General features: G+C 45.2%; 6 protein-coding genes and 1 pseudogene. All 7 read right to left on the bottom strand.

All coding sequences use genetic code 11. The features are described 5' to 3' along the window. Positions 1-19 precede the first annotated feature (19 nt). Positions 20-1,669 (bottom strand): annotated as a pseudogene (locus ACTQ50_RS18080) (AAA family ATPase). 114 nt (positions 1,670-1,783) lie between these two features. Then, positions 1,784-2,836 carry an acyltransferase family protein gene (locus ACTQ50_RS18075; RefSeq protein WP_441485339.1) on the bottom strand — a complete coding sequence of 351 codons (1,053 nt, stop codon included), beginning with the start codon at positions 2,834-2,836 and terminating at the stop codon, positions 1,784-1,786. Positions 2,837-2,979: 143 nt separating this feature from the next. Continuing rightward, the gene (locus ACTQ50_RS18070) at positions 2,980-4,374 is read right to left on the bottom strand and encodes a glycine--tRNA ligase (protein WP_226821964.1); all 1,395 of its coding nucleotides are present in this window, start codon (positions 4,372-4,374) and stop codon (positions 2,980-2,982) included. 209 nt (positions 4,375-4,583) lie between these two features. After that, entirely contained in the window at positions 4,584-5,351 is a 768-nt protein-coding gene (gene recO, locus ACTQ50_RS18065) for a DNA repair protein RecO (protein WP_226821967.1), read from the bottom strand. Between the two features lie 2 nt (positions 5,352-5,353). Beyond that, positions 5,354-6,262, bottom strand: a complete 909-nt coding sequence (gene era / locus ACTQ50_RS18060) for a GTPase Era (RefSeq protein WP_021925367.1) — start codon at positions 6,260-6,262, stop codon at positions 5,354-5,356. Between the two features lie 31 nt (positions 6,263-6,293). Next, complete coding sequence (locus tag ACTQ50_RS18055; protein WP_441485338.1) at positions 6,294-9,218, bottom strand: insulinase family protein; 2,925 nt, start codon at positions 9,216-9,218, stop codon at positions 6,294-6,296. 256 nt (positions 9,219-9,474) lie between these two features. Continuing rightward, on the bottom strand, positions 9,475-13,357 hold a 3,883-nt coding region (locus tag ACTQ50_RS18050), incomplete at its 5' end, for a SpaA isopeptide-forming pilin-related protein (RefSeq protein WP_441485337.1).

Genomic DNA, 13,357 nt, shown 5'->3' with positions numbered 1-13,357 from the left:
GGTCTGAAGAACTGCCGGATCACTGTCGAAAAACTAAATCAAGGTAAAGCTCCATGCCAGCCTTTGGGCTGGCATATCTTTTTGGGGAGGACCAGTTATTTACCATATACTGATGTTCTTTGCTTTCTTTATCATAATTAATACCAACAAGTAAAATATTTCCCGTATAGTGCAATATGGACTCCGGGTATTTTTTCTCTTTTATCTGATTTAAGGCAGTATTGGCATTTTTATTCCATTTCAATTCTACCACCAGAGCTGGGTAATCATTTCTGAATTCTGGTTTCGGAATAAAAACAAAATCAGCAAATCCCCTGCCTGCCGGAAACTCCCGAATTGGTTTAAAATACCACTGCATTGCGCTCAAATAAGCAATTGGCAATACACTACTGAGAGAATTCTCATTGTTATACTGGATAACAGAAGTATACTCCTCATGAATTTCTTCAATTTCGGCAGCCACTTTCTCCTCATTTCTTTCCAAAGTATCCGTCAGTAATTTCTCCGATTTCTGCCAAAAAAGGATCATCTCATTCCACTTTTTGCTTTCAACCGCATACGTTAACTCCTGCCGGATTTCCTCATTTGGAACAAATGCAGTCTCACGATCCTGATCATAAGCAAGATAACCAAGGTGGATCAAATAGGTAAGGACATCATCTCTGTTCTGTATATTTATAGTATCATTTTTGAATGTTTTTGTATTTACTTTTACGACAGAACCAGAAAGCATTTCAATAACAGCAGTTTTTAACCCGTCATAATTCATATTGATCAAAGGAACAATCGCGCCATAAGAAGCGGTCTCGGACCAATAGCTTCGAAACTTTCCCTTCAACAATACGTTCACCACCGCCTTTGGATTATAAACCTGATAATCTTCCAGAAGGTATCCATCGTACCACAGCTTCACTTTTTCAAAATCCCGGTTATATTTTCCGCAAAGTTCCTTTACTTCATCTTCTGTAAATCCAATATATCTTGCCAGATCATCTGCCTGCAGCATTGTGAATTCATCAAAATTATTTAAGGCGGACTGGGTTTTCTCTTTTTTTATGGGTAATATTCCGGTCAGATAAGCCAGTCCCATATATTTCGAAGGCTCAGTTCCCTTAAACATACTCCTTAAAAAGCTGATGTACTCTTCCTGTATTTTTTCATTATTAGCCTCATCACGGATCAAAACATCCCATTCATCAATAATTACAATGAATTTCTTTTCTGTTATGTTACTAATCCTGGAAAGAGCTTCTGTCAAGGAAGTTATCGAATTCGGAACTGCATCGGGATAATAATCCCGTAATTCAGCAATTGTCTGTTCTGTTATATACGATACAACATTTTCAGCTCAGCCAGCCGGTTCAATACACCATTGAATATCCAGATGGATCACGTCGTACTTATTTAAATGTTTTTTAAAATCTGGATCTTTGCTGATTTCAAAGCCAGAAAACAACTCTTCTGAGTCACATCCTCTGCTATAATAGGCTGTAAGCATATTTGCCGTGACAGATTTTCCAAAACGGCGCGGACGGCTATTGCAGATATATCCTTGCAGCGTATTCAATGCCTTATTTGTATATTTCAAAATACCTGTTTTATCTACATAAATTTCTGAATTTACAGCAGTTTGAAAAGCACGATTGTCTGGATTCACAAATCTTCCCATTCGTCCTCACGCTCCTAAATCTCTAATAAAAAATTCATGGCACCATTTTATGCAACAGGAAATCCCACTGGAATTTCGTACTATTACATAAAAACATGATACCACGAAACATCTTTACTCACAACCTTTTGCTTGTGAAGCCATCCTCAGTTTTTTTCTTGCGTAAATGTAAACTGCTACCAGCAACGCTGTGCCAGCAAACACAAACATCATCCCATACTGATGATAACCTTTTGCCAGCAGATTTTTTCTGCCTTCAAAGCATCTGGACAAAGCCTGTAGGACCGCGTAGTGAAGAACATAAATAAGCATGGAATAGTCTTTTCCCACTTTTGCCAGCGCTCTGGTAAGAGAGTTCTCCCTGTAAAAATTCTGCCAGCCAACGAAAAGAAGGAACATACAGATTGCCAGGAAAATGGTTCCAGCGTACTCTTCCTGGATTCTGAGGGCATTTCTCTTTTCCAGCCAGTTCCGTTCCATAAGTGCCAGGTTCCAGAAAAAGGGAACGCCGCACAAAAGGACTGCCAGCTTCTTTTTATCCAGAAAGCCTAGAAGGGCTTCCTTTCTGGAGCCAAACCAACACCCCAGCCAGAAGAAAGGCAGACCGCAGTAAAGAAAATTTCTTGCGTAGTAAACATGGCAGTCATCTTTTCCCAGAAGGAGCAGGGAATAATTTCCCTTTATGAGATTTCCCACCAGCAGCACCGGAATCAGCAGATATGCCAGCTTCCGCAGGCCCAGATGCTCCACAATAAACGCAATGATCAGCACATAGAGAAGGGCCTGCAGATACCATAAATGAGGCGAAAGTGGGGAAAGGTTCCACAAAACGAAATCCTCCGGTACTCTTTCCTCGAACCTGGCCAGCAGTGCTCCTTTTATATTTTCCCCTGTCTCAACTGCCAGAAGGATCTCCCACAGCAGGTAAAACAGATTTGCACCAATGGTAATGGTGAAAATTTTGCCAAGCTGCTTCAGTTCCCGTTTTTTTGCCACCGTTTCCGGATAAAAGAATCCGGTGATCATGAAAAACACAGGGACTGCAAAGCGGCACAGGATCACAAGTTCTGCTCCTCTTTGTATTTCCAGAGGCTTGTGGATCTCCACTACTGCAATGGCAGCCAGGCATTTCAAAATGTCAATACACGTCCAACGTCTTTTTTTCATTTTCTCGTAACTCCAAACTGTCATGCCGTCCTAGAGCGTGTTTGAAAAATCATTCCCGCAAACTCCAGACGACAGACAAAAAGGGACTCCCCTTCTGTATCTTACCAGAAAGCCAGCCCCCAAATTTCACTATATCTTTTTCGTTAGAATGTAAATTTATCTGCGAAGTAAGCATCCAGCTCGTCAATCTTAATACGAACCTGCTCCATGGAATCACGGTCACGGACAGTTACCATTCCGTCTGTCTCAGAATCGAAATCGTAGGTTACGCAGAACGGAGTACCGATCTCATCCTGTCTTCTGTAACGTTTACCGATGTTTCCACGATCATCAAATTCACAGTTGTATTTCTTGGATAACTGAGCATAGATCTTCTCAGCTCCCTCGTTCAGCTTCTTGGAAAGCGGAAGCACACCGATCTTAACTGGTGCAAGTGCCGGATGGAAGTGAAGAACAGTACGAACGTCGTTCTTCTCAGCGTCCAGAACCTCTTCATCATATGCACTGCAAAGGAATGCAAGAACCACACGGTCAGCACCAAGTGACGGCTCGATTACATATGGGATATATTTCTGTTTCTTCTCATCATCGAAGTAAGTAAGATCCTGTCCGGATACATTCTGATGCTGGGTAAGATCATAGTCTGTTCTGTCTGCGATTCCCCAGAGCTCGCCCCATCCGAATGGGAAAAGGAACTCAACGTCTGTTGTAGCCTTGCTGTAGAAGCTCAGCTCCTCTTTGTCATGGTCACGGTAACGAACTTCCTCGTCCTTCAGTCCAAGAGAATGCAGCCAGTTCAGGCAGAAGCTCTTCCAGTATGCAAACCACTCAAGGTCTGTGTCTGGCTCACAGAAGAACTCAAGCTCCATCTGCTCGAACTCACGGGTACGGAATGTGAAGTTACCAGGTGTGATCTCGTTACGGAAGGATTTACCGATCTGGCCGATACCAAATGGAATCTTCTTACGGGATGTTCTCTGTACATTCTTAAAGTTTACGAAAATACCCTGTGCTGTCTCAGGTCTTAAATATACAGTATTCTTAGCATCCTCTGTTACACCCTGGAAAGTCTTGAACATCAGGTTAAACTGACGGATATCTGTGAAATTGTGTTTGCCGCAGGAAGGACATGGAACATTATGCTCTTCGATGAAATTCTTCATCTCTTCCTGGGACCATCCGTCTACAGAGCTCTCAAGCTGGATGCCATGCTCCTGGCTGTAGTCCTCGATGATCTTGTCAGCACGGAAACGCTCGTGGCACTCTTTACAATCCATAAGCGGATCGGAGAAGCTTCCCAGATGTCCGGATGCAATCCAGGTCTGTGGGTTCATCAGAATGGCACAGTCAACACCTACGTTGTACGGAGACTCCTGAATGAATTTCTGCCACCATGCGCGCTTTACGTTATTCTTAAGCTCTACGCCAAGGTTACCGTAGTCCCATGTATTAGCCAGACCGCCATAAATCTCAGAACCCGGGTAAACAAATCCTCTTGCTTTTGCCAGAGCAATAATCTTGTCCATTGTTTTTTCCATGATATCTCTCCTCATTGTTTGATAGATGATTTTCTAACATTATACTCGCAACTTTTCTTTTTGTAAAGTTATACCGCGTACTCAATTCCGTACATTCTGCCGCAAAATCACAATTTCCGCACTTTTGGGCAGCAAATCATGTGCTGCTATCGAAGTATAGGGCAAAGCACGTTAATCAACTTTCCTGTTATGTGCAACATCCAATCCGCTTACATCATAACTTCTAATATCTGCAAACTCTTAAATTTCTTATCCGTATTCCCTGCCACATAAGGCTGAATATGCCGTTCCAGTTCCCACAGCACTTCGTCCGTCACAGTAAAGCTATATAATTTCGTTATAGGCGAGCTTACAATATACTGCATGGTATAAAGTGCTGCCGGGGAAATCCGGCGGGCGGTTCTGGCTTCTCCCGGGCTTGCTTTCTTCAGGCAGTCCCCGTCCAGGATCCCATGTGCCTCCTGGGAAAAGAACAGATTCTCTTTCCCGGCGATCTCTTCTCCACAGTTCACACACCGGAAAAGCTCCGGCATCAGGCCCTGCTCCATCATAGTCCGCAGTTCAAAAATGCACCTTACCAGCCGGTCATCAATCTCCGGATTCAGAAGAGCCTTCACAGTAAGGTAAAGAAGATTCATCATATTCTTCTCGTCTGTACCCTCTCTTCCGAAATAATCTGCCAGTTCCAGAAAGTAATAGCCATAATAAACCCCCGGCTGCCTGGTGGCCAGCTCCACGAAATGATGGGTCACGGTCACCTGGTTCAGATTGTAGCTGCTGCGCCCCTCATACAGGGTAAAATTCCCGAAAACAAAAGGATTCGCCGCCGCCATAAACGGGCTGTTCTGCCTTCTGGCGCCTTTGGCAAAAGCAGAAATCTTCCCTCTTTCCCTGGTAAGAAGCACGATCCGCTTGTCATACTCCCCTACAGGCTGGGCAGAAAGCACAATGCCCTGTACCGTGATCAGATCACTCATTTTCAGATTTCCTTCTTATCGTAGCCAAAGTTTTTGATCATAAAATCACTGTCACGCCAATCCTTCTTCACCTTCACCCAAAGCTTCAGGTTTACCTTGGAATCCAGCATGCGCTCCAGCTCAAATCTGGCATTGCTGCCGATCTTCTTCAGCATGGCACCGCCTTTTCCAATGATGATGCCCTTATGGGAATCCCTCTCGCAGATAATGGTCGCTTCAATATCTACCATAGGATTTTTGCCCGGACGCTCTTTCATCTTGTCGATGGCGACTGCAATGCCATGTGGAATCTCCGCATCCAGTGCATGAAGAGCCTTCTCACGGATCACCTCTGCCACGATCTGGCGCTGAGGCTGGTCCGTTACGGTATCTTCATCATAGAACATGGGTCCATAAGGCAGATATTTCAAAATACTGTCAATAATATCCTCTGTATTCTGTCCGCGAAGTGCAGAGCAAGGGATGATCTCGGCAAAATCGCAGATCTTGCGGTACGTGTCGATTGCCGGAAGGATCTCCTCTTTTTTCACCGTATCGATCTTATTGATGATCAGAATGACCGGCACGCCAACGCCCTGGAGCTGCTCTGCAATATGGCGCTCACCGGCACCAATAAAGGTGGATGGCTCAACCAGCCACATAATCGCATCCACTTCTTTCAGGGTACGCTCTGCAACGGCTACCATGTATTCTCCAAGCTTATTCTTCGCCTTATGGATACCAGGAGTATCCAGAAAAACGATCTGGCCTTTGTCACAGGTGTAGACCGTCTGGATACGGTTTCTGGTGGTCTGGGGTTTCTTGGATGTGATTGCGATCTTCTGTCCGATCAGGTGGTTCATCAGGGTTGATTTACCAACATTGGGACGCCCAATAATTGCAACAAATCCGGATTTAAAATCTGGTGTCATGAAAATATATCCTCATCTTTCTTAACTTTTATCAACAGCTTATCAGCGGCTTTGTCTCCATAAATACATCCTTCGCCTTCCCAATCGCGCTCTCGCTTCCAACTACACAAAGCTGATCATCAGAAAGAACTGCCTCGATCAGCGGAGCCAGCGCATGGATATCCTCCACAGTAGCATTCAGGATCTGGTCACGCTCTTTTTGCATCATCTCCACAGTAAGCCCGCGGAAATAAGCCATTCTGCCAAGGGCGCCCTGTGTCTGCGGTGTTCTTGGAACATCCTTTCCGCTGATAGTACCGATAATGTATTTGGTCATTTCACGTTCATCCGCTGCAAAGGTACGCACATATTCCGGAACTCCCTCATATACCTCAAGGGTACGGCGAAGATGCGGATCCCTGTAGGATACAAAGAAGCTCTCTCCGCTTCTCTTAAAGCCGCTCATACAGCCATATGCGCCGCCTTTTACACGAAGGTTGATCCACAGATAATCATAGCTTAAAGCAACCTTCAGGATTTCCAGGGCGCCCGTGTATGTGAAACCTTTTTTCACAAAGTTACCGGTTCTTGCCACATACTGAACCTGTCCGGAGGTCTTAAAGCCCTCGTTCTTTTTCCTGCAGGTAATGGCAGTTTCCGGAACCTCACAGGTACGCTCCGGCAGGCTCTTCTTCAGGGCACCACTTAAGGCCTTCACCTGTTCCACAGACTCTCTTTCTCCGGTATAGCTTACCATAAAGGAATCCTTTCGGATGATCTCTGCCACGGCGTTCTGAAGCCCGGCTACGATCTCGTCCTTTTTCTCCTGGAAATTCTTCTCAAGGTCTTCGATAAATTTGTAATAGCCCACGCCTGCCATCTCATCCTGATATTCTGCCATTGGAGATCCGTAGGCAGCGCTGCGGAGTACTGCAGTCTGATGACCTGCGCCAATCAGGGAAGCCTGTCCTCTGGACCTGATCTCCCCGATAATCTCACCAAGACGTCTGGTATCTGAAAGCTTAGAAGTATTCAGGATTTCTTCCATCATCTGGAACAGGAAATCCATCTGGGAATACAGTGCTTTACCCCGGATGGTAAACATGGTACGGAACGCTTCCGGGTCGTTCGCCTTGTCAAAAACATCTACGCCGCACTGGATACCGCCGGTTCTGGCATTGGTCTCATTAAACAGCTGACCGTAAGTGTAATTCTTTGTATCCACATATCCGAGAACAGACTTCAAAAGTCCAAGATAATGGACCTTCTCAACAGCCATATCCTTAATCTCGAACATGATATTTACATAACCGATTCCATTGGTGCACACATCCTGATACAGGAACAGGCTGTCCTCCACCTGAAGCTCTTCATTGGAAAAACCGTTCACTTCTTTGCGGATATCGGAACGCTTCAGCATAGGAATGCATTCCAGGTCCTCCGGTCTCTCCTCAGACTCCTGGTAAGCCTCAAGGGCTTTTGTCTTTCTTACCATTTCTTCCAGCTGTTCATCGGAAAGGCTGCTTCTGTATGCTTCCAGCCTGTCCGCCAGCTCTTTCTCGCGCTGGGCTGCAAGACCGCGCTTCGGCACAAGAGTCAGGATCGCACCGTGTGTATTGTCCAGAAGCCATTTCTGGATCAGATTCTCGAAATAGCCTTCATTTACTGCAATTTTCAGCTTATCATAAATCTCCAGAAGCTTTACCTGGGAAAAAGCATTCTCATCATCATAAAGCCAGCTTCCCATAATGTCCAGTCCATACATCAGACCTTTGGGGAACTGTCCAAAATCTGCCTCGCGGTAGCGGAACTCCATGTAATTGATTCCGGAAAGAACCGCCTTCTTATCAATTCCATTTTTCACAATGTTCTGAAGACAATTTCGGATAATAGAAACAAATTCCTCCTTCCGGGCAGCTCTGGCACCTTTTGCAATCACGGAGAAATACGGCTGCAGAACACCGTCGCTGTAATCGCCATAAATATCCTTACCGATTCCAGCGTCCAGAAGAGCCTGCTTCAGCGGTGCTCCCGGCGCACTTAAAAGTGCATAATCCAGCACATCAAAGGCCACACCCAGGGTGCTGTCCATGGCGTTTCCCACAACCATGTTATAGGAGAGGTAGGTGTTATCCTCTTCTTCCTCGTTCTCCGCAATGGGATACTCGATCTGCAGGTCTTTCACCTGGGAAAAAGCTGCCTGCTCCTTAATGCTGGAATCTACGTCCAAAGCCTCAAATGCGGACAGATATTTCTCATCAATAAATCGCAGCTTCTCTTCCATATCCATATTTCCGTAAAGGTAAATATAGCTGTTGGATGGATGATAGTAGGTGCGGTGGAAATCCAGAAACTCTTCATAGGAAAGCTCCGGAATATTCTCCGGGTTGCCGCCGGATTCCACGCCGTAGGTATTGTCTGGGAAAAGATGATTCATAATTTCTCTTTCCAGCACCTCGTCCGGGGAAGAAAATGCGCCTTTCATCTCATTGTATACAACACCATTGTATGTGAGCGGGCCTTCCTTCTGCTCCAGATGGTAATTCCATCCTTCCTGACGGAAGATCTCCTCTTTCTCATAAATATTCGGGTAAAAAACAGCGTCCAGATACACATGCATCAGGTTCTGGAAATCCTGGTCATTGCAGCTCGCCACCGGATAACAGGTCTTGTCCGGGTAAGTCATGGCATTCAGGAAGGTATTCAGAGAGCCCTTTACCAGCTCTACAAATGGATCCTTCAGCGGAAACTTGCGGGAGCCGCACAGAACACTGTGCTCCAGAATATGTGGAACACCGGTGCTGTTCTTCGGCGTGGTGCGAAAGGCAATGGAAAATACCTTATTCTCATCATCATTCTCGATCAGAACCAGTCTGGCTCCTGTTTTCTTATGGCGTACCAGATATCCGGTAGAATGGATATCGGTCAGATTCTCTTGCTTTACAATTTCATATGCAGGAATGTTCTCTTTTTTCATTTTTTCCTCCAAAAATCTCAGGCTTTCCCGCCAGATAGTGGCGAATCTCCTGAAATTGCTTTTATTTTCTAGCATATCCAGGCTCTCGCAAAGTATGCCTGAACTTCATTCGTAACGTTTATTATAACATTGTGTTGCCTGGAAGTGCAATAGAGTTGGATGGGAAAATTTCCCAGGAAAGACGAACCGCCCCTGCGGGCGGATCTGTTAGGATTCCTTCCTGCAGGGGCGGTTCTGATTATTTAATTGTGATTAGTTAATCCTGTTCTTTTTTACGGCGTCTTCTGGTTGTTTCTTCGATTGCAAGGGCTGCAAGGAAGAGCATTGCCATATAGAATCCGATTGGTGTGTCATCACCAGTCTTAACGCCTGTGGATGAGCTTGGTGTTGGTGTTGGTGTCTCCTCAGGAGTTACAGTAGGTGTGGCTTCCGGCTGTTCCTGGTTGATGATGGTTACCTTAGCATTGAGGTTATTTTCATCAAAGTATACATTTCCGTCTTTAACAGTCACTACATACTTAAATCCTTCCGTACCAGCAACCAGATTTCCCTCTGCATCAGTCTCTGCAACATAGAGATTAAAGGATTCACCAGGCATTACAACCGCCTGAGTGCTCTCAGATACAGTAGATCCGCCAGCAAGGTCAAGCGTGAGGATGTTCTTCTCAGTTCTTGTGGAAAGAGTTGTGCACTCTTTGTCATCAAAGATACCTGCATAGAAGACTCCATCGCTTTCCAGAGCATTTCCGTCGGCACCAAGAAGCTCCTTGGTTACATTCAGATTTGCAATCTTGTAGAATCCATCCGGCCATTCGTTGAACTGGTTCTCGAATGTGATGCTGCTCTTTGCGCCATCCTCTGTTACGGTGATCTCCTTGCCCTGCGGATAAACTGGGATATAAACTTTTCCATCAGGTGTCATGCCTGATTCAACTGCCTTTCCTGCTTCGTCAGTCTCACTTACATAGTAGGTTCTTCCAAGATCCACTCCTGTAAATGTGACAGTTGAAGAAGATGCATTCTTGAACTCGAGTGCTTTTACATCAGAAGCAAGGATCGTGCATTCTTCATCTGCAAAAAGTGCTACATAGAAGGTCATGTCTTTTGCACCAGCAAGTGCATCGTTCAGCTTCAGTTCCTTCGTGATCTCAATTGCAGCTGTCTCGCTCTTGGTCATGGCATCCTTCATCTCAACTGCATTCTTGGTATCATCCGCATCAACGGTGAAGGTGATCGGCTCTGCGATCTCATATCCTAATGGTGCTTCTGCCTCAACCAGTTTGTAGGTTGCACCAAGAACAAGTTTTGCTGTGATCACATGTGGAGTACCATCTGAAACCCACTCTTCTACAACCTTGTCATCTGCATCCACAACCTGAAGTTTTGCTCCGGAAAGAGCTTTCAGGCTGGTATCGTCTACCTTGGAAATGGTGACCTTGGTAGTGTCATTGACAAATTTAATTGCTTCTTCCGTGTAATCTTCACCATTCACCTTGGTGGTAAGCTTCAGAGTACCATCTCGGTTGTCTTCTACTTCTACGGTTACTGTGTAAACAGTATCATCATATACGTAAATATCAGCCTCTGACGGAATCTTCTCGTTTACGGTGTAGGTAAAGGTCTGTCCAACTGCTTTCTCATCATAGGAAAGCTTGCTGAAGTTGATCGCACCGTTTTCATCATTCTTAACAGTTTCAATTACATTTCCGTCGGCATCTTTCAGCTCAAATTCGAAGGTTCCAAGCTCTTCGCCTTCTACCTTCATAGACTTCTGGGCTTTCAGTTCAAGGTCAGCGGAAGCACTGTAGGTGTTAGTGAAGGCAACTGCTTTTGCAAAGCTGCTTTCCTCTTCCGGTTCACCATTCTCTACAGGTTTGCCGTTCTCTACAGGTTCTCCGTTCTTTGTGACTGCGGTAACTTTCGCTGTTAACTTGCCTGCATTGTCATCTGTTACGTCTACTTTTACAACGTATTTGCTTTCATCATACTGGTATGCCGGTTTCTCATCTTTTACTTCGGTAATCTGGTAATAATAGCTTCCGGATTTCTCGTATGTGATGATTGGGAATGTGATGGCACCGCCGTCAGCATTCTTCACAGTTTCGTTGTAACCATTTTCTACTGCATTTCCATCTGCATCAATTTCTGTTGCCTGGAAACTGAACTGGTCTGCTTCCAGTGTCTGACCCTCCAGAGTCTTGGTTGCACTGAGGACGATCTGACCAGATGTCTTGTAGGTGTTGGTAAATTCCATGCCTGCTACAGTCGCATCCTCGGATGTGGACTTGGAGGAATGGATCACTGGGGTTACGGTTAAGGTACCGTTTCCAGCATCTTCTACGGTTACGTTGATGGTGTAGATGGTGTTGTCGTAGGTGTAACCAGCTGCGTCGCCTTTCACCTCATTTACAGTGTACAGGTAGTCGCCGATAGCATCTACTTTCTTGTCTGTGTCATCTTTGTAAGCTGCATCTTTTACAAGGTTGTACTCGATTGCATCAAAGATTACGTTTCCGTCAGCATCATTGGTCTTGCTCTGAAGCACATTGCCATCTTTATCCCGAAGCTCGAATGTAAACTGACCTGCTGCAAGTGATGTCTCTGTGGTTGTCAAGGTCTTCTTAGCTGTCAGATTCAGAGATCCGGATGCGGAGTAGGTGTTCTCCATCGTAACTACATTGTCAGTGTCATCCGCACTTACAGTAAACTCGACAGATTTTGCTAAAGCATAACCTTTTGGTGCAGATTTCTCAACTAATGTGTAGGTTTCACCAAGAATCAGTTTGCCGATGATTACGTGTGGTGTTCCATCTGTGGTCCAAGTCTCAATTGGGTTGCCATCTTTATCCTGGATTTCAAGTACTACACCTGAAAGCTGGTTGCCAAGGGCATCTACTTTGGTGATGGTGGCTTTGGTAGGCGTATTTGTCATTGATACTTCATATACTTTTACCTCAGCCTGTTTTGCAAGAACTTCTTTTACTTGTGTCTTTGCTGCATCTCCGCTTGGCGTCACATAGCCTGTCGGTGCCTTTGTCTCTACAAAGTAATAGCTTCCTGGGTCTACACTTATCTCAATGATTCCGTTTTCATCTGTTACTAACGACACTTCATTGATCTTGGTGTCCGCCTTTCCTTCTTCCGCACGGTATAAGTCGAACTCTGCTCCCGCAAGTTTTTTACCGTCTGTTCCGGTCTTCTCCAGTTTCAGCTTTCCTTCGTTTTCCTCCGTGTTGCTTACATTAGTCGTATACGTTACTACGAATGCCTGGCCTGCTTTTACTACTACGGTCTCAGTCTTAGCATCTGTTCCAACCGGGGTTACATAGCCTGACGGAGCTTCTGTTTCCACAAAGTAATAGCTTCCCGGTTCTACATTATCAACTGTGATCTTTCCATCCTCGCCAGTCACATAAGAGCCACGCTTTTCATCTGGATCTCCAACCTTATACAGGTCGAATTTTGCTCCCTCAAGAGCTGCTCCTTCTGCTCCTGTCTTCAGCAGTTCCAGTTTTCCTTTACTTTCTTCCGTATTACTCTTCTCGAATGTATAGGTTAACTTTTCCTTCTGGCCTGCTTTTACCGTCTTTGTCTCTGTCCTTGCCGCTTCACCGCCTGGTGTTACGTAACCTGACGGTGCTTCTGTTTCTACAAAGTAATAACTTCCCGATTCTACGTCATCAACTGTTATCTTTCCATCCTTGCCGGTCACATAAGAGCCACGCTTTTCATCCGGATTTCCAACTTTATACAGGTCGAATTTTGCTCCCTCAAGGGCTGCTCCTTCTGCTCCTGTCTTCAGCAGTTCTAGTTTTCCTTTACTTTCTTCCGTATTACTCTTCTCGAATGTATAGGTTAACTTTTCCTTCTGGCCTGCTTTTACCGTCTTTGTCTCTGTCTTTGCCGCTTCACCGCCTGGTGTTACGTAACCTGACGGAGCTTCTGTTTCTACAAAGTAATAGCTTCCCGGTTCTACGTTATCAACTGTGATCTTTCCATCTTGGCCAGTTACATAGGAACCACGATTTTCATCCGGATTCCCAACTTTATACAGGTCGAATTTTGCTCCCTCAAGGGCTTTTCCCTCTGCTCCTGTCTTGACCAGTTCCAGTTTTCCTTTACTTTCTTCTGTATTGCTC

Source organism: Blautia sp. Sow4_E7 (assembly GCF_052116245.1).
Classification (GTDB): domain Bacteria; phylum Bacillota; class Clostridia; order Lachnospirales; family Lachnospiraceae; genus Blautia_A.
This window is presented reverse-complemented; position numbering and strand designations above follow the sequence as displayed.

Bases quoted from the DNA above. Each gene is read 5' to 3' on its own strand.
- ACTQ50_RS18075 (WP_441485339.1), bottom strand. From the start codon at position 2,836: ATGAAAAAAAGACGTTGGACGTGTATTGACATTTTGAAATGCCTGGCT.
- ACTQ50_RS18070 (WP_226821964.1), bottom strand. From the start codon at position 4,374: ATGGAAAAAACAATGGACAAGATTATTGCTCTGGCAAAAGCAAGAGGA.
- recO (WP_226821967.1), bottom strand. From the start codon at position 5,351: ATGAGTGATCTGATCACGGTACAGGGCATTGTGCTTTCTGCCCAGCCT.
- era (WP_021925367.1), bottom strand. From the start codon at position 6,262: ATGACACCAGATTTTAAATCCGGATTTGTTGCAATTATTGGGCGTCCC.
- ACTQ50_RS18055 (WP_441485338.1), bottom strand. From the start codon at position 9,218: ATGAAAAAAGAGAACATTCCTGCATATGAAATTGTAAAGCAAGAGAAT.